At 53.0% G+C, this 18381-nt stretch carries 19 protein-coding genes and 3 tRNA genes; 17 read left to right on the top strand and 5 right to left on the bottom strand.

Going from position 1 to position 18381, the window contains the following annotated elements; genetic code table 11:
* The first annotated feature begins 83 nt into the window (after positions 1-83).
* A complete protein-coding gene (gene sdiA, locus NNN71_RS17775; protein ID WP_271459019.1) occupies positions 84-806 on the top strand; it encodes a transcriptional regulator SdiA in 723 nt (240 codons plus the stop codon).
* Positions 807-876: 70 nt separating this feature from the next.
* On the opposite strand, the gene NNN71_RS17770 is transcribed toward sdiA, so the two are convergent.
* Positions 877-1101 carry a DUF2594 family protein gene (locus NNN71_RS17770; protein ID WP_064544561.1) on the bottom strand — a complete coding sequence of 75 codons (225 nt, stop codon included), beginning with the start codon at positions 1099-1101 and terminating at the stop codon, positions 877-879.
* Between the two features lie 456 nt (positions 1102-1557).
* Here NNN71_RS17770 and uvrY point away from each other — a divergent pair, with 456 nt between their 5' ends.
* The 6 genes from uvrY (at position 1558) to NNN71_RS17740 (ending at position 5086) form a co-directional block, all read left to right on the top strand.
* On the top strand, positions 1558-2214 hold the full coding sequence (uvrY, locus tag NNN71_RS17765; RefSeq protein WP_064544562.1) for a UvrY/SirA/GacA family response regulator transcription factor: 657 nt from the start codon (positions 1558-1560) through the stop codon (positions 2212-2214).
* Entirely contained in the window at positions 2211-4043 is a 1833-nt protein-coding gene (gene uvrC, locus NNN71_RS17760; protein WP_271459018.1) for an excinuclease ABC subunit UvrC, read from the top strand. The genes uvrY and uvrC overlap by 4 nt, the downstream gene beginning before the upstream one ends.
* Before the next feature lie 55 nt (positions 4044-4098).
* The gene (gene pgsA, locus NNN71_RS17755) at positions 4099-4647 is read left to right on the top strand and encodes a CDP-diacylglycerol--glycerol-3-phosphate 3-phosphatidyltransferase (RefSeq protein ID WP_064544567.1); all 549 of its coding nucleotides are present in this window, start codon (positions 4099-4101) and stop codon (positions 4645-4647) included.
* A 151-nt stretch (positions 4648-4798) separates the two neighbouring features.
* Positions 4799-4874 (top strand) — tRNA-Gly (locus tag NNN71_RS17750).
* A 40-nt stretch (positions 4875-4914) separates the two neighbouring features.
* Positions 4915-4988: transfer RNA gene (locus tag NNN71_RS17745), tRNA-Cys, on the top strand.
* Positions 4989-4999: 11 nt separating this feature from the next.
* Positions 5000-5086 (top strand) — tRNA-Leu (locus NNN71_RS17740).
* Between the two features lie 343 nt (positions 5087-5429).
* Here NNN71_RS17740 and NNN71_RS17735 read toward each other — a convergent pair.
* Complete coding sequence (locus NNN71_RS17735) at positions 5430-6206, bottom strand: hypothetical protein (protein WP_271459017.1); 777 nt, start codon at positions 6204-6206, stop codon at positions 5430-5432.
* 451 nt (positions 6207-6657) lie between these two features.
* Between NNN71_RS17735 and NNN71_RS17730 the strand changes: the two genes are divergently transcribed.
* The 3 genes from NNN71_RS17730 to arsC are packed head-to-tail and all read left to right on the top strand — an operon-like array spanning position 6658 to position 8750.
* Positions 6658-6978, top strand: a complete 321-nt coding sequence (locus NNN71_RS17730; protein ID WP_167575540.1) for a transcriptional regulator — start codon at positions 6658-6660, stop codon at positions 6976-6978.
* Between the two features lie 43 nt (positions 6979-7021).
* Positions 7022-8314: an arsenic transporter gene (locus NNN71_RS17725; protein ID WP_271459016.1), complete on the top strand. Its 1293-nt coding sequence runs from the start codon at positions 7022-7024 to the stop codon at positions 8312-8314.
* A 10-nt stretch (positions 8315-8324) separates the two neighbouring features.
* Positions 8325-8750, top strand: coding sequence for a glutaredoxin-dependent arsenate reductase (gene arsC / locus NNN71_RS17720; RefSeq protein WP_271459015.1), 426 nt, complete (start codon positions 8325-8327; stop codon positions 8748-8750).
* Positions 8751-8868: 118 nt separating this feature from the next.
* On the opposite strand, the gene NNN71_RS17715 is transcribed toward arsC, so the two are convergent.
* Positions 8869-9825 (bottom strand): GGDEF domain-containing protein, encoded by a 957-nt coding sequence (locus NNN71_RS17715; RefSeq protein WP_163448988.1) that lies wholly within the window; start codon positions 9823-9825, stop codon positions 8869-8871.
* A 537-nt stretch (positions 9826-10362) separates the two neighbouring features.
* Here NNN71_RS17715 and NNN71_RS17710 point away from each other — a divergent pair.
* From NNN71_RS17710 to NNN71_RS17685, 6 genes are all read left to right on the top strand, one after another.
* Positions 10363-11481, top strand: a complete 1119-nt coding sequence (locus NNN71_RS17710) for a branched-chain amino acid ABC transporter substrate-binding protein (protein WP_271459014.1) — start codon at positions 10363-10365, stop codon at positions 11479-11481.
* Between the two features lie 79 nt (positions 11482-11560).
* Entirely contained in the window at positions 11561-12475 is a 915-nt protein-coding gene (locus tag NNN71_RS17705; protein ID WP_065357839.1) for an ABC transporter permease subunit, read from the top strand.
* Positions 12476-12484: 9 nt separating this feature from the next.
* Positions 12485-13774 carry a high-affinity branched-chain amino acid ABC transporter permease LivM gene (gene livM / locus NNN71_RS17700; protein WP_163448987.1) on the top strand — a complete coding sequence of 430 codons (1290 nt, stop codon included), beginning with the start codon at positions 12485-12487 and terminating at the stop codon, positions 13772-13774.
* A complete protein-coding gene (locus NNN71_RS17695) occupies positions 13771-14649 on the top strand; it encodes an ABC transporter ATP-binding protein (RefSeq protein ID WP_163448986.1) in 879 nt (292 codons plus the stop codon). The genes livM and NNN71_RS17695 overlap by 4 nt, the downstream gene beginning before the upstream one ends.
* Entirely contained in the window at positions 14646-15362 is a 717-nt protein-coding gene (locus tag NNN71_RS17690) for an ABC transporter ATP-binding protein (RefSeq protein WP_163448985.1), read from the top strand. The genes NNN71_RS17695 and NNN71_RS17690 overlap by 4 nt, the downstream gene beginning before the upstream one ends.
* A gap of 85 nt (positions 15363-15447) precedes the next feature.
* On the top strand, positions 15448-16116 hold the full coding sequence (locus NNN71_RS17685; protein WP_163448984.1) for a YecA/YgfB family protein: 669 nt from the start codon (positions 15448-15450) through the stop codon (positions 16114-16116).
* A 38-nt stretch (positions 16117-16154) separates the two neighbouring features.
* Here the strand turns inward: NNN71_RS17685 and tyrP are convergent, their stop codons facing one another.
* Positions 16155-17366 (bottom strand): tyrosine transporter TyrP, encoded by a 1212-nt coding sequence (gene tyrP, locus NNN71_RS17680; RefSeq protein ID WP_249023087.1) that lies wholly within the window; start codon positions 17364-17366, stop codon positions 16155-16157.
* A gap of 196 nt (positions 17367-17562) precedes the next feature.
* Here tyrP and NNN71_RS17675 point away from each other — a divergent pair, with 196 nt between their 5' ends.
* Positions 17563-17802 (top strand): YecH family metal-binding protein, encoded by a 240-nt coding sequence (locus NNN71_RS17675; RefSeq protein WP_167575546.1) that lies wholly within the window; start codon positions 17563-17565, stop codon positions 17800-17802.
* A gap of 30 nt (positions 17803-17832) precedes the next feature.
* On the opposite strand, the gene ftnA is transcribed toward NNN71_RS17675, so the two are convergent.
* Positions 17833-18330 (bottom strand): non-heme ferritin, encoded by a 498-nt coding sequence (gene ftnA / locus NNN71_RS17670; RefSeq protein ID WP_163448981.1) that lies wholly within the window; start codon positions 18328-18330, stop codon positions 17833-17835.
* Between the last annotated feature and the right edge of the window lie 51 nt (positions 18331-18381).

The following is an 18381-nucleotide window of genomic DNA, read 5'->3' as shown; positions in this document are numbered from 1 at the left end:
ATTTTATACATATAAATAAGATTTATGTGTTAGGTTTCTGTATTCATAAAAATGATTATTGATCAGGGGGTTTCTCGTTCGTTATGAGAGACGATGATTTTTTCAGTTGGCGGCGGGAAATGCTGCATCTTTTCCAGGCGGCTTCGGCAAGTGAACAGATATACGCGCTACTTCAAGCGCAAACAGAATATCTGGAATACGATTTCTTCGCCCTGTGCGTCCGACATCCGGTGCCGTTTACCCGGCCGCGTATTTCTGTGTATACCACCTATCCTGATGCCTGGATGTCGCATTATAAGTCTGCGAACTATATGGCTATCGATCCGGTGCTAAAACCTGATAATTTCTCGTTGGGTCACTTACCCTGGGACGATGAGTTGTTCAGCGACGCGCAGGAGTTGTGGCAAGCCGCGCGCGCACATGGTCTGCAAACCGGCGCCACACAATGCCTGATGTTGCCTAACCATGCGCACGGTTTCCTGTCGGTGTCGCGTACCCGCACGCCGGGTTCTATTCAGCACCAGGATGAAATCGCTTTGCGTTTACAAATTCTGCTGGAAATGAGTCTGCTGGCGCTATTACGCGTAGAAGATGAAATGGTGATGCCGCGGGAGATGAAATTCAGCAAGCGGGAATTAGAAATTCTGAAATGGACGGCGGAAGGGAAAACATCTGCGGAGATCTCGATGATTTTGTCGATTTCCGAGAATACGGTGAATTTCCATCAAAAGAACATGCAGAAAAAATTTAATGCGCCGAATAAAACGCAGATTGCCTGCTATGCAGCGGCGATTGGATTGATCTGACCTGTATTCGCGTTCTGCGTGCCAGACGGCAAACCGGCTGTCAGCAGCGATGCTGACAGCCGGTTTTTTATTACTGGCGGTAAGCTTGTTTAATTTGCTTAACGGTGCTGGAAAATACGGCAGCCTGAGCTTCATCTTCTAACTGCGCAATTTGCTTTTCCATTTTAATAATCACGCGGCCAGCATCAGCCTGGCCCATCGCCTGCAGCATCAGGGTCAGAAGAGACTTCAGGCAGGAAACTTCCTGGGCCAGATTTTGATTATTTTCTGCAGTGGAAAAATCAGGTGTGCTCATTTATTGCCTCGTACAATTTCTGCGCATTATGCGCGATGCGGATTATGAAAGCGGCGCAGTATACCACAAGCCGGGAGAAAAAAAGGAGTGCCTGTTTTTTGCGCGCTGCTCAGATCTGATATTAATTATTATTTCGTCTGCGTAGACAGCAGGTTAGGCGCAAATTGTTTAAATACGGTTTTGTCATCGTTAATTGTTGTTACATATTATAAGGGCTATTTATCAAATATACGACAAAGCGCCTGTTTACGCCGTTAATCCCTGTAAGCATACTGATATCTGCCATCGGCATCTTACTGTTTTTTAGCGTTTTCCAGTCTCTGTACATGATTATTGCCAAAAACGAGATCAAAATCGGAGCCCTGGCATTTTTAGACTTTCACAGATGATATAAAACCCGGTAGTATGGGGGAATTAAGCAGTAGTAGCGTTATCCCTATTCTGGAGATTATTCCTTTGATCAACGTCCTTCTTGTTGATGACCACGAACTGGTGCGCGCAGGGATACGACGCATTCTCGAAGATATAAAAGGTATTAGAGTCACCGGCGAAGCCAACTGCGGGGAAGATGCGGTTAAGTGGTGCCGTGCCAATCCTGTCGATGTTGTATTGATGGACATGAATATGCCTGGCATCGGTGGCCTTGAAGCAACGCGTAAAATTGCGCGTTCGGCGGTTGATACCAAAGTTATCATGCTAACCGTACACACGGAAAACCCACTGCCGGCGAAAGTTATGCAAGCTGGTGCGGCGGGTTATCTGAGCAAAGGCGCCGCGCCGCAAGAGGTGGTTAACGCTATTCGCTCGGTGTTCTCCGGTCAGCGCTATATCGCGTCAGACATTGCTCAGCAAATGGCGTTAAGCCAGATTGAGCCGGAAAAGACGGAATCGCCATTCTCCAGTTTGTCTGAACGCGAATTGCAGATTATGCTGATGATCACTAAAGGTCAGAAGGTGAATGAGATTTCAGAGCAGTTGAATCTGAGTCCCAAGACGGTGAACAGTTACCGCTACCGTATGTTTAGCAAGCTGAACATACACGGTGATGTTGAGCTGACTCACCTGGCAATTCGCCATGGCCTGTGCAATGCGGAGTCGTTAGCAAGTCAGTGAGTGATGTTTTTGATTCAAAAGCCTTTCTGAAAACCGTAACCAGCCAGCCCGGTGTTTATCGTATGTATGATGCCGGCGGCACGGTTATTTATGTTGGCAAAGCCAAAGATCTCAAAAAGCGCCTTGCCAGCTATTTTCGCGCTCAGGTGTCTTCTCGCAAAACGGAAGCGCTGGTGGCGCAAATCGCCCAGATTGATGTCACCGTCACCCACACCGAAACGGAAGCGCTGCTGCTGGAGCACAACTACATCAAGCTCTATCAGCCGCGCTATAACGTGCTGCTGCGTGACGACAAATCGTATCCCTTTATTTTCCTCAGCGCAGATGCCCATCCGCGTCTGGCGACGCATCGCGGCGCCAAGCATGCCAAAGGCGAGTACTTCGGTCCTTTCCCCAACGGTTATGCGGTGCGGGAAACGCTGGCCTTGCTGCAAAAAATCTTCCCTGTTCGCCAGTGCGAAAACAGCGTTTATCGCAACCGCTCGCGTCCTTGCCTGCAATACCAGATTGGTCGCTGTCTGGGGCCATGCGTGAAGGGGCTGGTCAGTGAAGAAGAATACGCGCAGCAGGTGGACTATGTACGTCTGTTCCTCGCGGGGAAGGACGATCAGGTGCTGACGCAGCTGATTGCGCGCATGGAGAAAGCCAGCCAGGCGCTGGCATTTGAGGAAGCCGCGCGCATCCGCGATCAGATTCAGGCCGTACGGCGAGTGACGGAAAAACAGTTTGTCTCGAATAACGGGGACGATCTGGACGTTATTGGCGTGGCGTTCGAGGCGGGAATGGCCTGTGTGCACGTGCTGTTTATCCGCCAGGGCAAAGTCCTCGGTAGCCGCAGCTATTTCCCTAAGGTGCCGAGCGATACCGAACTTGGCGAAGTGGTAGAAACCTTTGTTGGCCAGTTCTATTTCCAGGGCAGCCAGATGCGCACGCTACCGGGCGAGATCCTGCTCGACTTCTCGCTCAAAGATAAAACGCTGCTCGCTGACTCTCTCTCTGAACTCGCCGGGCGACGTATTCAGGTGCAAACCAAACCACGCGGTGACCGCGCGCGCTACTTAAAGCTGGCGCGCACCAACGCGGTGACCGCGCTGTCGACTAAACTTTCCCAACAGTCTACCGTACATCAGCGCCTCCAGGCGCTGGCTATCGAACTGAAGTTGCCGGCGATCAAGCGGATGGAATGTTTCGACATCAGCCACACTATGGGCGAGCAGACCGTGGCCTCTTGCGTGGTGTTTGATGCTAACGGCCCGCTGCGTGCCGAGTATCGTCGCTACAACATTACCGGTATTACGCCGGGCGATGACTATGCCGCGATGAATCAGGTGCTGCGCCGTCGCTACGGTAAAGCGATTGATGAAAGCAAAATTCCGGATGTCATTCTTATCGATGGTGGCAAAGGGCAGTTGGGCCAGGCGAAAGCGGTTTTTGCTGAACTCAACGTACCGTGGGATAAGCATCACCCGCTGTTGCTCGGGGTGGCGAAAGGCAGTGACCGTAAAGCCGGCCTCGAAACGCTGTTCTTTGAGCCGGAAGGCGAGGGCTTTAGTCTGCCTCCTGACTCTCCGGCGCTGCATGTGATCCAGCATATCCGCGACGAATCGCACGATCACGCTATCTCCGGGCACCGCAAAAAGCGCGCTAAAGTGAAAAGCACCAGCTCGCTGGAGACCATTGAAGGCGTTGGGCCGAAGCGACGTCAGATGCTGCTTAAATATATGGGCGGGCTGCAAGGTTTACAGCAGGCCAGCATTGAGGATATCGCTAAAGTGCCGGGAATCTCGCTTGGCTTAGCAGAAAAGATCTTCTACTCGTTGAAACATTAGGGGCTCTGTAGCAACATAGGGCTAATATTTACTAACAACAGATAGTTACCACGCCATGCAATATAATATCCCTACATTGCTTACGTTGTTCCGCGTCATCCTGATTCCGTTTTTTGTGCTGGCGTTCTACCTTCCGTTCGTCTGGGCGCCGTTTGTCTGCGCGCTGATCTTCTTTGTGGCCGCCGTTACCGACTGGTTTGATGGCTATCTCGCTCGTCGCTGGAACCAGAGCACCCGCTTTGGCGCCTTCCTCGATCCTGTTGCGGATAAAGTGATGGTGGCGATTGCCATGGTGCTGGTGGCGGAACACTACCACACCTGGTGGGTGACCTTACCGGCCGCGACGATGATCGCTCGCGAAATTATTATCTCCGCGTTACGTGAGTGGATGGCCGAGCTGGGTAAACGCAGCAGCGTTGCCGTTTCGTGGATCGGTAAAGTGAAAACCACCGCGCAGATGACCGCGCTGGTGTGGATGCTGTGGCGTCCGAATATGTGGGTTGAGTGGGCGGGTATTGCGTTATTCCTCGTGGCAGCAGTGCTGACGCTGTGGTCGATGCTGCAATATCTGAACGCCGCGCGCGGCGATTTGCTTCAAGAGTGATCGTTTCGGCGTAATTTTCAGCAAACGATACAAAGTTGCGAAAAATACCGTTGACTCACCGCGTGAGATAAGTAGAATGCAACGCATCGAACGGCAGCACTGATTGCCAGACGATAGCAAAATCAAGTGGTTAATGAGTCAACTTGATAATGCGGGAATAGCTCAGTTGGTAGAGCACGACCTTGCCAAGGTCGGGGTCGCGAGTTCGAGTCTCGTTTCCCGCTCCAAATTAAGAGCATCGGCAATAGCGGATGTTTAAGATTTAAAGGCGCGTTAGCAAAGCGGTTATGTAGCGGATTGCAAATCCGTCTAGTCCGGTTCGACTCCGGAACGCGCCTCCACTTTCTTCCCTGGCCGGATGGTGGAATCGGTAGACACAAGGGATTTAAAATCCCTCGGCGTTCGCGCTGTGTGGGTTCAAGTCCCACTCCGGCTACCATGGGAAAGACAAGAATAATCAAAGCAATAAGCAATGTCGTGAAACCACCTACGGGTGGTTTTTTTGTGCCTGAAATTCATGCTCTATGCGTATCCTGGGCTCACGGGGGCAATGTGGTTCCTTCCCACGTACGGTAATGCCACTTCATCCGTTCCTACTCAAGCATAGAGAACCGCTGTTGCTGGTGGTTCTGATTTTATTTCGAGCCGTGCTGTTTTGATGCGTTTGACGATTCTAAATCTGAATAAAAATTGTGCCCCCTTTTTTCGAAATGCTAAAGGCACATGTTCACTAAGAGCTAATTATGGTCATTCGTATCCTAAGAATGACACTATGACGTGACTCAGAGCATGACTTCCCATCGATTCATTAACCAGTCTAAAAGCGCATCAGCATCCTTTACAAAATATTGATCTGTCCCTTTCTCTCCACCGCGTGGGCCAAATGTTGCCGTCGAAATCCGAAAGCCTTCCCCGGTGTACCTGCACCAGATGTGATAGGTATCCCCTGGCGACCAGTAATAGTGAATTTCCCCATAAGGGGCGCTTTCCTTTGGTTCCCGGTAATCGAAATAGCCGCGAGCTGAATCTTGTAGCTCTGTATGGAGTGCATCGAAAATCTCACGCGTCTTAAGAGTCATGGGATGTTTAGACAAATCGACAATCTTTGCCTTCTTCGCATTCAGGCGATCACGGATCATGGATGCTGAATCACTCCCCACGCTGGTGGTCGACGGCGTCGTGGTATCGGCACTCAGACCGAGGACGAGGGTTCGCAGCCGGGCGATCTCTTTTTGCGCCTCCGACAGCTCACTCTGACATTGACCGAGTTCAGAAAGTGCATTTTGGTATGACGCATTCAGGACGACTTTCTCATCCTGCAATGTTGTTGCACGTTCGCGGATACGACGGGCTTCGACCAGAAGAACATTATACTTGTCCACCAACTCACGTTCCCGATCTGCCGTAATAGGGGCGGTTTCTTCCCGGATAACATGTAGAGAACTCAGGCGTACACCTTCACGCTGTGCATAGCTGAATGCCTGACGAAATGCGCTAGTGGCTTCTTCTTTGTTTGAATTGCCCAGCGCCAGCGCCAGGGATTTAACGGCTTTGCTCATTATTTGCTCTTATGCTCGGAAAATACCGGGCGTGTATTTCTTCACTGTTCGCAGAAACATCCTTTAACAGGAGAGTCTGGGTCATCCCCCATTTTTAATGGAGGTGATAAGTCGAATCGGGACATACGCTGAATATGCTGCGTCGGTGCGCAGAGATTCAGTGCAATATTCAGGTGTTCGGATTATAAAACGATTGCCTTTGAGTCGCATAGTTTTACAACTCATTCAGTGAGTGATCTTGCTGCACTTCATTTTCGGAGCGAGTGAATGGGGCAGCCTGTCGTAATCCCACGCCTGTGGATTGGCTCACACGATTGCCTGAGGTGGGGGATTAAGCTCTTGGGCGAATTATGCAAAAGTCTTCCGTTTTTTATCTCCGGGATCGTTTGGTGATTTCAAAATAAATATATATGATTTAGCATATGTGTATGTAAAGGGAAGGGAGTACAAGATGCTACAGCCTGTTCAGCTATTTAAAATCCTGTCGGATGAAACCCGCCTCGCGATTGTCATGTTACTCAGGGAGGCCGGCGAACTGTGCGTATGTGATATCTGCGCTGCGACAGCTGAATCACAGCCTAAAATTTCTCGCCATATGGCTATCCTGCGTGAGGCCGAGCTGGTACTGGATCGCCGGGAAGGGAAATGGGTTCATTATCGACTGTCCCCCCATATCCCGGCATGGGCCAGTGAGACGATAACGACGTCATGGCAGTGCCTACGTGATGATGTGCGTGAATGGCTGGATAAATCGGCATGCACGTCTTGCTGATAGTTTACTCACATATGTATAAGCATATATAAAGAGATCCGGGATGTTTTTGGCAGGGAGTATTTTTATACTGACGCTGGTGCTGGTTATCTGGCAACCCAGAGGACTCAGTATTGGCTGGAGCGCAAGTATTGGTGCCGTGCTGGCGCTGGGAACAGGGGTCATCCACATTGGGGATATCCCCGTGGTCTGGAATATTGTCTGGAACGCAACAGCGGCATTTATTGCAGTGATTATCATCAGCCTGCTGCTCGATGAGTCCGGTTTCTTTGAATGGGCCGCACTGCATGTTGCCCGGTGGGGGCACGGGCGCGGTCGACTGCTGTTTACATGGATAGTATTGCTTGGCGCTGCTGTCGCTGCTCTGTTTGCTAACGACGGTGCCGCATTGATACTGACGCCTATTGTGATTGCGATGCTGCTGGCGCTGGGATTCAGCCCGAGGACGACACTGGCCTTTGTCATGGCAGCAGGATTTATCGCAGATACCGCCAGTCTGCCGCTGATTGTCTCTAACCTGGTCAATATCGTCTCAGCGGATTTCTTCGGCCTGGGATTTACTCAGTACGCCTCCGTGATGGTCCCTGTAAACCTGGCGGCCATTGCAGCCACCTTGGTTATGCTGCATCTCTTCTTCCGTCGGGATATTCCGGCCAGATATGACGTTTCACTGCTGAAGATGCCCGCCAGTGCGATTAAGGATCCGGCGACGTTCAGAGCGGGCTGGATAGTCCTGCTGTTCCTGCTGGTTGGTTTCTTTGTTCTGGAACCGTTGGGGATCCCCGTCAGCGCGATAGCCGCCGTTGGCGCCGCAGTGCTGTTCGTGGTGGCAAAACGTGGAAATACGATAAACATCGGGAAAGTGCTTCGTGGGGCACCCTGGCAGATCGTGGTTTTCTCGTTGGGTATGTATCTGGTCGTCTACGGCTTACGTAATGCCGGACTCACTGAGTATCTGTCTGCCGTACTCAATATGCTGGCTGACAACGGTCTATGGACTGCCACGTTCGGCACCGGTTTCCTGACGGCGTTTCTGTCATCGGTGATGAACAATATGCCGACGGTGTTGATTGGCGCATTATCCATTGATGGGAGTGCGGCGACCGGCATCGTCAGAGAAGCGATGATTTACGCCAATGTGATTGGTTGCGATTTAGGCCCAAAAATTACGCCAATTGGTAGCCTGGCGACTTTGCTATGGCTGCATGTGCTTGCACAAAAGAATATGAAGATTGGCTGGGGATATTATTTCCGCACCGGAATTGCGATGACCCTGCCTGTCCTGTTTGTCACGCTGGCTGCGCTGGCGCTACGTCTCTCTTTCACTTTGTCATGAGATACTGAAAATGAGCAACATCACCATTTATCACAACCCAGCCTGTGGTACATCGCGCAATACGCTTGAGATGATTCGCAACAGTGGTACTGAACCTACGATTATTTATTATCTTGAGCATCCACCGTCACGCGATGAACTGGTCAAACTGATTGGGGACATGGGCATTACCGTACGGGCTCTGCTGCGGACAAATGTTGAGCCTTATGAAGCGTTAGGGCTCGCGGAAGATAAATTTACTGACGATCGGCTAATCGATTTTATGCTGCAATATCCGATCCTGATTAATCGCCCCATTGTGGTGACGCCGCTGGGAACGCGGCTGTGCCGGCCGTCAGAATTGGTGCTGGATATCCTCCCGGACGGGCAAAAAGGCGCATTCACCAAGGAAGATGGCGAGAAGGTCGTTAACGATGCTGGTAAAAAACTGAAATAAATATCAAGGGGGCTCATGCCCCCTGGCTTCAACGATGCTCATTTTCCGTGTCAGAATCTCCGCCCTGCAAAACAGCCTTTATCAATGCCTGATATTCATTCTCTGCCAATGTGAAAGGTTATGCGTGTTTCCTGCGTTTTGCTGAGTACATCACCTCATCGCTTTCTTTAAGCATTTCCCGCAGCGACGGGTAACGATCCGGGTCATTACGTAACATCCCATAGGAATAATTGATGTTATAGGGTTTGCCCGAGTTTTCGTTGTACTCATCTACATCGCTGCGCAAACCGTGTAAAAATGCATCCGCATCGGCGTGGTGGGCGAGGAGAACGGCAAATTCATCGCCGCCGAGGCGTCCTGCAATATCTCTGGTGCCCAGGCGCTTATATAGCATCGCGGCAAATACTTTTAATACCTCATCACCTTCTGCATGCCCCCAGAGATCGTTGATAGGTTTGAACTTATCGAGATCAAAAAAGATAAGGCTGAATGTTGCATTGGTTTTAGTCAGGGAATGGAATCGTTTTTCGCCTTTACTGTAGAAACCACGACGATTCGGTATGCCCGTTAGGCTATCGGTCATGGCGATACCAATAATTTTAAATTCATCTTCGACAATAAAAGCCAAATCTCTGAGGCAAGCAATATCCTCGTCGCTGAAACCGCGGGGCGTGGAATGAATCAGACAAAGCGTACCCGCAACCGCGCCATCAGGTAGATGTACGGGATAACCCGCGTAGAATCTGATGTAAGGTTCCCCGGTCACCAGCGGGTTATCATGAAAACGTTCATCGTGCGATGCGTCGTTAACAATAAAGGGGCCATCCTCTAAAATGGCGTGGCTACAGAAAGAGATGTTGCGAGGCGTTTCGCGGGTACCCAAACCTTCGCACGCTAGCATCCATTGACGCTCACGGTCGAGCAGACTTATCAGTACCACGGGCACCTGAAAGATTTTTTTGGCCAGACGGGTTAAACGATCGAATCGTTCTTCGGAGCCGGTATCAAGAAGGTCTGCCAGATAAAGGGATCTTAATCGTTCTTCCTCATTATCCGGGATGCCTGGGAATTTCATATCACCTCGAAGAAATAGATATGTTGATGCCAGATACATTCTGGCGTAAAGCCGGATTAAGGCTGACCAATCATTTGAATATAGTTCAAAAAAGTGCTCCGCAGCCTGAATGCCCCCGATAACCCTCACAACGGTTATCCGGTGAATCAATATGTCGCTCCCCGGCGGGATTTTTTGTTATGCCCATCGATTGCACCACCGCGCAGCATAGTTTGCACAACTTGCTACAAAAATGCGCAAAGCGTGACTATTGCAATATTTATGTACTTTATTGTTAACCAGATGTGATCCCTCCCGTAATTTCACTTCGCCGGTGCAGAGGCCCTGTAACGGCGCTCTATACTCAACATTGTCTAAATCCCTGCGCTGGTTGCGAAAAGTTGGCAACCATTTTGCTTAATGATTTGACCTGAAAAGCGTAAGGAAACCTCGCCGTTATCAGCAGGATATTGTCAGGATGTCGTATGTCCGGCGCGTGCGCCGGTGGTTCGGCTTCACACCGTTATGCATAAACCTCTTTTGCTAAGGTAGATAATAATGTCGCTGAAATTAATAAGAAGTCCGCTTTCGATTGTGTTGGCAGGGTGTCTGGTGACGGCGTTTTCCGCCCAGGCCGATATCGTGATTGGTGTCGCCGGGCCATTTACCGGGCCAAACGCCACCTATGGCGATCAATATTGGCACGGCGCGACCCAGGCCGCGGCGGATATTAACGCCGCCGGTGGGATTAATGGCGAGAAAATTAAGCTGGTGCAGGGCGATGATGCCTGCGAGCCGAAGCAGGCCGTGGCGGTGGCGAACCGTCTGGTCGATCAGGACAAAGTGCAGGCCGTCGTCGGTCACTTCTGTTCCTCTTCGACGATGCCTGCCTCCGAGGTTTATAACGACGCGGGCGTGCTGGCCATCACCCCGGGTTCAACAAACCCGCTGATCACCGAGCGCGGAATGAACGATATGTTCCGTATGTGTGGCCGCGATGATCAGCAGGGCGACGTCGCCAGCAACTTCATCATTGATAAGCTGAAGGCCAAACGGGTGGTTATCATTCACGATAAAGATACCTACGGACAGGGCCTGGCGGATGCGACCCGCGCGGCGCTGGCCAAGCGCGGCGTGAAGGATGTGATGTATGAAGGCCTGTCGCGCGGTGAAAAAGATTTCAATGCGTTGGTGACCAAAATTGGCGCCCAGAAGCCGGATGTGGTCTTCTTCGGCGGCTGTCACCCCGAAGCGGGGCCGCTGGTTCGTCAGATGCGTGAGCAGGGCGTACAGGCGAAATTCTTCTCCGGCGACTGTATCGTCAACGAAGAGATGGTCACCGCCGCCGGTGGGCCGCAGTACACCAACGGCATCTATATGACCTTTGGCAAAGATCCGCGCCTGATCCCGGACGGCAAGGCGGTGATCGAAAAATTCCGCGCCAACAAGTTTGAGCCTGAAGGTTATACCCTCTATTCCTATGCCTCTATTCAGGCCATCGCCGCGGCGTTTAAGGCGGCGGGCTCCGACTCGGCGAAAGCCAGCGAATGGCTGAAGGCCAACCCGGTCGAAACCGTCATGGGCAAGAAAGCCTGGGACAGCAAGGGCGATCTGAAAGTCTCGGACTACGTCGTTTATCAGTGGGATGATAAAGGCAAGTATAAGGAAGTTGAGTAACCGGACGGAGTCACGCTCAGCGCCGGTGTGCTCGCATACCGGCGCTCTATAACATGGCCAATAACACGAGCGCGCGATGATGGAGACATTCTTTCTGCAACAGTTAGTCAATGGCTTGACGCTAGGATCGGTCTACGGGCTGATCGCCATTGGTTACACCATGGTATACGGTATTATCGGCATGATTAACTTCGCTCACGGCGAAGTGTATATGATTTCAGCCTATCTCTGCGCCATCGGTCTGGCGCTGCTGTCCTTCTTTGGCCTGCACTCTTTCCCCTTGCTGATCCTCGGCACGCTGGTCTTTACCATCGTGGTTACCGGCGTGTACGGCTGGACGATTGAGCGTATTGCCTACAAACCGCTGCGCAATTCCACCCGCCTGGCGCCGCTGATTTCCGCCATCGGCATGTCATTAATTCTGCAAAACTACGCGCAAATCAGCCAGGGGCCGCGCCAGCAGGGGGTTCCCACAATGCTGGATGGCGTGCTGCGTCTGCATATCGGCGAAGGCTTTGTACAGATCACCTACACCAAGATCTTTATCCTGCTGGCGTCGTTTGCCGGGATGCTGCTGTTAACGTGGATTATTGGTCACACCCGGCTCGGGCGGATGTGCCGGGCGGTGCAGCAGGATCGCAAAATGGCCTCGATTCTCGGGATCAATACCGATCGTATTATCTCGCTGGTGTTTGTGATCGGTGCGGCGATGGCGGGGCTGGCGGGGGTGTTGATCACCATGAACTACGGCACTTTCGACTTCTATGCCGGGTTTATTATCGGCATCAAGGCGTTCACCGCGGCGGTGCTTGGCGGTATCGGTTCCCTGCCGGGGGCGATGCTGGGTGGGCTGCTGCTTGGCGTGGCCGAAGCGCAGTTCTCCGGGATGGTCAACTCCGACTATAAAGACGTGTTCTCGTTCGGGCTGCTGGTGGTGATCCTGATTTTTCGCCCACAGGGGCTGCTTGGCCGCCCGATTGTGGCCAAAGTGTAGGAGCTGACAATGACGCATTCAACGGCTTCACACGAGGTCTTTTCCCTCAAACGCTGCATTCTTGACGCGATTTTTTCCGGCCTGGTGGCGCTGATTATCTTTGGCCCCATTGTCGGGGTAGTGCTCGACGGCTACAGCTTTAACTTTGAAGGCCAACGTCTAATCTGGATTATCGCCGCGGTAATGATAGGGCGTTTTGCGCTTAGCGCAATGGCCACCACCGCCATTGGTCGACGCTTTACCTCTCGTTTTGAAAGCGATAACGCTGGCGTCTATGTCCGCGCCCCGGACTATAAAAGCCGGATGCGCTGGATAATCCCGCTGGTCGTGGCGTTAGCGGTTTGTTTCCCGTTCGTCGCCACCAAATACGTGCTGACCGTGGCGATCCTCGGCCTGATTTACGTGCTGCTGGGGCTGGGGCTGAACATTGTGGTCGGTCTCGCCGGGCTGTTGGATCTGGGCTACGTGGCGTTTTATGCCATTGGCGCCTACGGGCTGGCGTTGGGTTATCAGTATCTGGGGTTAGGATTCTGGTCAATGCTGCCGCTGGCGGCGCTGATGGCCGCGGCGGCGGGCGCGCTGCTCGGCTTTCCGGTGCTGCGCATGCACGGCGACTATCTGGCCATTGTGACCCTCGGTTTCGGTGAAATCATCCGTCTGATTCTCAATAACTGGCTCAGTTTCACCGGCGGCCCGAACGGTATTTCTGCGCCGCCGCCGACCTTCTTCGGCCTCGAATTTGGACGACGAGCGAAAGAGGGCGGTGTGCCATTTCACGAGTTTTTCCATCTCACCTATAACCCTAACCTGAAGTTTATTTTTATCTACGCGGTTCTGGTGCTGGTGGTACTGCTGGTGCTGTATATCAAGCATCGTCTGACGCGTATGCCGATTGGCCGCGCGTGGGAGGCGCTACGTGAAGATGAAATCGCCTGCCGTTCAATGGGCCTGAATCACGTGCTGGTGAAGCTGTCGGCTTTTACGCTCGGCGCGTCGACCGCCGGGATTGCCGGCGTGTTTTTCGCCACCTATCAAGGCTTCGTCAACCCAACGTCATTTACCTTCTTTGAGTCGGCGCTGATCCTCGCCATCGTGGTGCTGGGTGGAATGGGTTCGACCATTGGCGTGGTGCTGGCGGCGTTTGTGCTGACCGTCACCCCCGAACTGCTGCGCAGCTTTGCCGAGTATCGCGTACTGCTGTTTGGCGTATTGATGGTGGTGATGATGATCTGGCGTCCTCGGGGGCTGATTCGCATTAATCGCAGCGGATTTGCGGTGCGTAAAGGAGTGGCGCCATGAGCCAGGATGTGATTTTAAGCGTTGAGCATCTGATGATGCATTTTGGCGGTATTAAGGCGCTGAACGACGTTAATCTGGAGGTACAGCGTGGCTCGATTACCGCGCTGATCGGCCCAAACGGCGCGGGAAAAACCACGGTGTTTAACTGCCTGACCGGTTTCTACAAGGCCTCCGGCGGCAAAATCCTGTTCAACACGCGCGGGAAAACCACTAACGTCATCCAGATCCTTGGGCAGAAGTTTCAGCCGGGTGACTGGGTGAATCCGGCGCACCTCGGGCAGCGGATTTTTTACAAAATGTTTGGCGGGACCCACCTCGTCAACCGGGCTGGGTTGGCGCGGACGTTTCAAAATATCCGTCTTTTCCGTGAGATGTCGGTGGTGGAGAATCTGCTGGTTGCACAGCATATGCAGGTCAACCGCAACCTGGTCGCCGGGATCCTCAATACGCCAGCTTACCGTCGGGCAGAGAGCGCCGCGCTGGATCGCGCTTTTTACTGGCTTGAGGTGGTGGATCTGGTTGACTGCGCTAACCGGCTGGCGGGCGAGATGTCTTACGGCCAGCAGCGCCGCCTGGAGATTGCCCGCGCCATGTGCACCGGCCCGGAGATGATTTGCCTTGATGAACCCGCCGCCGGGCTGAACCCCGTGGAAACCCGGGCGCTGAGCAAAATTATTCGTTTCTTGCGCGAGCATCACGGCATAACCGTGCTGCTGATTGAACATGATATGGGGATGGTGATGGACATTTCGGACGATATTATCGTGCTGGACCACGGCGATGTCATTGCCCAGGGCAAGGCGGAGCAAATTCAGCACGATGAGAAAGTCATTGCCGCCTATCTCGGCACCAGCGAAGACGAGGTCAGCCTATGAGCGAACCGATGCTGGAGTTTCGTGAGGTCGATGTCTTTTACGGCGTTATCCAGGCATTAAAGCAGGTTTCGCTGCAGGTCAATAAAGGCGAAACCGTCTCGCTGATTGGCGCCAACGGCGCGGGGAAATCGACGCTGTTGATGTCCATTTTCGGCCAGCCGCGGGTGCGCAGCGGGCAAATTCTCTTCTGCGGCGACGATATCAGCCATCGCACCACCCATTATGTCGCCTCGGCCGGGATCGCTCAGGCGCCGGAGGGGCGGCGCATCTTCCCCGATATGACCGTGGAAGAAAACCTATTGATGGGCACCATTCCGATTGGTAATCAGCATGCCGCTCAGGATCTGCAAAGCATGTTTGATCTGTTCCCCCGCCTGAAAGAACGGCGCAAGCAGCGGGCGATGACCATGTCCGGCGGTGAGCAGCAGATGCTGGCGATTGCCCGCGCGCTGATGAGCCGACCGAAACTGCTATTGCTTGATGAGCCCAGCCTCGGGTTAGCGCCGATTGTGGTGAAGCAAATTTTCCATACGCTGCGTGAACTGGCCCGCGACGGGATGACGATTTTCCTGGTGGAACAGAATGCCCACCACGCGCTGAAACTGTCTGACCGGGGATACGTGATGGTTAACGGGCAAATTCGTCTTAGCGGCAGCGGCGAGGAACTGTTGGGCAATCAGGAGGTACGTAAGGCCTATCTGGGCGGCGCGTAGCAAAGCATTGCTGGAGTTCAATGCTAAACTCCTGCATCATTGCGCCTGAACTGAATGACCTCATCAACAACGACAGAGATTGAGTATGAAAACGGGACCTTTAACCGAAAGCGAGCTGGAATGGCTGGACGAGACCATTGCGAAGTATGCCTCTGACGCGTCAATTATCGACGTCTCCGAACTGGACGGTATGCTGACCGCCATCCTCTCCTCACCGCTGGAGATTGAACCCGCTGAGTGGATGTTTGCCGTATGGGGCGGGGCAGACCATGTGCCGCACTGGGCGACTGACCGCGAGCGTGACCGTTTTGTGAATCTCACGCTGCAACATATGAGTGATATCGCCGATCGCCTGAACGACTACCCGGACCAGTTTGAGCCGCTGTTTGGTACCCGCGAAGAAGAAGGTCAGGAGCTGACCATCGTGGAAGAGTGGTGCTATGGCTATCTGCGCGGCGCGCGCCTGACCGACTGGTCCGGTCTGCCGGCAGAGCAGCAAGCGGCGTTTGACAGCATTGCGCTGCACGGCGATGAAGAGAAAAGCGCGGCGCTGGAAGCTTTCACGGCTGAGCAGTACTTCGATAGCATTGATAACATTCGCCCTGCGGCATTGAGTCTGTTTGATTACTGGATGGACAATCCGAAAGAAGCGCCGGTTAAGCAGCCGATTAAAAACGAACAGAAGGTGGGACGTAACGATCCCTGTCCGTGCGGCAGCGGAAAAAAATACAAGCAGTGCTGTTTAGCGAAATAAAAAAGGGGCCGATTGGCCCCTTTCTTCTACCACGAAACTTACCCCACCGACGGTAACAGCCCGGTCGCGATCCCTGCCTGAATGACAATCACCGCGATCCCGCAGGCAAACACCAGCCACAGCATCGGTTTTCCTCCGGCGACGCGATAGCCGCCCTGAGGGTGATGTTTGCGGCTTTGCAGCGTCAGCAAGGAAGGAATAATCAGCGCCAGTACCGCCAGAGCCACGCCCGCATAACCCAGCGCCATAACAAAACCGCGTGGGTAGAACAGCGCGAAGGCCAGCGGTGGCAGGAAGGTGATACCGCCGGTCTGCAGACGGCCGCGGACGGTGTTTTTGCGCTGGAACAGGTCCGCCAGATAGTCGAATAGCCCCAGTGCGACGCCAAGGAAAGAGGTCGCCAGCGCCAGGTCGGCAAACAGGTGGACGGCCAGCTCAACGTGCGGCGAGGCGACCACTTCGCGAATCGCCATCAGCAGGCCGTTCAGGCCCGCGTGCTGAGACATGAGTGCGCTAAACACCGGCGAGTCGATGCTGCCAAGGGTTGCTAACTGCCAGAACAGATAGGCGACCAGCGGGATGGCGCTACCAATGATAAAAATACCGCGCAGTTTGCGCACGTCGCCGTTCATGTAGCTGACGATACTCGGTACGCTGCCGTGGAAGCCAAACGAAGTAAAGATAACCGGAATGGCCGACAGGGCCAGCCCCTGGGCCAGCGGTAGCGTCATCAGGTTTATTTTGTGAACATGCGGCAGCAGCAGCGCCAGCATGACGATCAAAAAGATGATTTTGGCGCTGAACAGGAAGCGGTTAAACAGATCCACCAGCGAGGTGCCCACGCAGATAACCATGCCGCCAATCGCGGTAAACAGCAGAACGCCCAGCGCAGGCGGCATATCCATGCTAAACCACTGGCTGAGGCTTGACGCCAGTAGTTCGCCCGCGCCGCTGATATAGGCCGCCGTGAGGGCGTACATCAGGAACATCATGCTAAAGCCGGTGACCCATTGCCCACGGCGTCCCAGGTAGCGTAGCGCCAGAGAGCCCAGCCCGGTGTCGGCTGGAACGTGTTGATATACTTCCAGCAACAGCAGGGCGGTGTAGCACATTAATGCCCACAGGCCGACCAGCAGCACCAGCGTGACGCCAAAGCCGACGCCCGCCGAGGCGAGCGGCATTGCCAACATTCCTGCGCCGATGGTGGTGCCGGCGACGATTAAAATACTCCCCAGAGTACGGTTCTTCACGCTTTCCTCTACTTCACAACGTATTCACAACGAAAGATGTCGCGCAGAGTATGTGAATCCGCTGCTCTCGTCAAATCTGAATTACAGTGACTGTATACTTATGTTTACGGTTTTAATAAGGCTACAGAAAGCTGCGCTAGCGCAAAACATGCAATACAAATGCAGTTTATGGTGGCGTTTTTTAAGGGGAGAAATAATGGATTCTATTCACGGTCACGAAGTACTGAATATGATGATTGCATCCGGTGAACAGTACAGTGTTGAAAGCCTGGAGGCGGCTATTCATGCGCGTTTCGGCGAGCAGGCGCGTTTTCATACCTGTTCAGCGGAGAATATGACGGCGGGCGAGCTGGTGGCTTTTCTACGTAATAAAGGGAAATTTATACCGCTGGAATCGGGTTTTACGACCGAGGAAAGTAAGATTTGCCGGCATTAATCGGCAGCGGCGTATGCCGCTGCACGAAGATTAATTCTGGGTATCGAGCGTAGCCAGCTCTTTATCAATAAAGTACAGCCCTTCACCGCTTTTACCCGCCAGCGTCAGTTTATCGATAACGGATTTAAACAATTTCTCTTCTTCGTGCTGTTCAGCGACATACCATTGCAGGAAATTAAAGGTCGGATAATCCTGGTTGGACATGGCGGCGTGCGCCAGTTCATTAATTTTGCTGGTAATCAACTGCTCGTGTTCGTAGGTCACGCGGAACAGTTCGTCCAGTGAGGCGTACTCGGCAAAAGGTGAAGAGACGGTGTTGATGCGCGGCAGGCTGCCGGTGTCGGTCAGATAATCGAACAGGCGCTGCATATGCGTCATCTCTTCCTGCGCGTGGCGGCGTAAAAAGGCGGCGGCGCCTTCAAAGCTGTTGTAGCTGCACCAGGCGCTCATTTGTTGATACAGCAGCGAAGAATAAAGTTCGAGATTCATCTGTTCATTTAATTTCTCGATCATTGGCGCTTTCAGCATGGTGTCGCTCCTGAAAAAATACGTTAATAGTTAATTACATCGGAACTATAA

It is taken from the genome of Kluyvera sp. Awk 3 (genome assembly GCF_028069715.1).
Classification (GTDB): domain Bacteria; phylum Pseudomonadota; class Gammaproteobacteria; order Enterobacterales; family Enterobacteriaceae; genus Kluyvera; species Kluyvera georgiana_A.
This window is presented reverse-complemented; position numbering and strand designations above follow the sequence as displayed.

What these genes read in the sequence shown, in the direction of transcription:
- livM (WP_163448987.1), top strand. Translation starts at nt 12,485, where the DNA reads ATGACGCATTCAACGGCTTCACACGAGGTCTTTTCCCTCAAACGCTGC.
- NNN71_RS17705 (WP_065357839.1), top strand. Translation starts at nt 11,561, where the DNA reads ATGGAGACATTCTTTCTGCAACAGTTAGTCAATGGCTTGACGCTAGGA.
- NNN71_RS17725 (WP_271459016.1), top strand. Translation starts at nt 7,022, where the DNA reads ATGTTTTTGGCAGGGAGTATTTTTATACTGACGCTGGTGCTGGTTATC.
- arsC (WP_271459015.1), top strand. Translation starts at nt 8,325, where the DNA reads ATGAGCAACATCACCATTTATCACAACCCAGCCTGTGGTACATCGCGC.
- sdiA (WP_271459019.1), top strand. Translation starts at nt 84, where the DNA reads ATGAGAGACGATGATTTTTTCAGTTGGCGGCGGGAAATGCTGCATCTT.
- NNN71_RS17685 (WP_163448984.1), top strand. Translation starts at nt 15,448, where the DNA reads ATGAAAACGGGACCTTTAACCGAAAGCGAGCTGGAATGGCTGGACGAG.
- NNN71_RS17735 (WP_271459017.1), bottom strand. Translation starts at nt 6,206, where the DNA reads ATGAGCAAAGCCGTTAAATCCCTGGCGCTGGCGCTGGGCAATTCAAAC.
- NNN71_RS17690 (WP_163448985.1), top strand. Translation starts at nt 14,646, where the DNA reads ATGAGCGAACCGATGCTGGAGTTTCGTGAGGTCGATGTCTTTTACGGC.
- ftnA (WP_163448981.1), bottom strand. Translation starts at nt 18,330, where the DNA reads ATGCTGAAAGCGCCAATGATCGAGAAATTAAATGAACAGATGAATCTC.
- NNN71_RS17770 (WP_064544561.1), bottom strand. Translation starts at nt 1,101, where the DNA reads ATGAGCACACCTGATTTTTCCACTGCAGAAAATAATCAAAATCTGGCC.
- NNN71_RS17715 (WP_163448988.1), bottom strand. Translation starts at nt 9,825, where the DNA reads ATGAAATTCCCAGGCATCCCGGATAATGAGGAAGAACGATTAAGATCC.
- NNN71_RS17730 (WP_167575540.1), top strand. Translation starts at nt 6,658, where the DNA reads ATGCTACAGCCTGTTCAGCTATTTAAAATCCTGTCGGATGAAACCCGC.
- NNN71_RS17695 (WP_163448986.1), top strand. Translation starts at nt 13,771, where the DNA reads ATGAGCCAGGATGTGATTTTAAGCGTTGAGCATCTGATGATGCATTTT.
- NNN71_RS17710 (WP_271459014.1), top strand. Translation starts at nt 10,363, where the DNA reads ATGTCGCTGAAATTAATAAGAAGTCCGCTTTCGATTGTGTTGGCAGGG.
- pgsA (WP_064544567.1), top strand. Translation starts at nt 4,099, where the DNA reads ATGCAATATAATATCCCTACATTGCTTACGTTGTTCCGCGTCATCCTG.
- NNN71_RS17675 (WP_167575546.1), top strand. Translation starts at nt 17,563, where the DNA reads ATGGATTCTATTCACGGTCACGAAGTACTGAATATGATGATTGCATCC.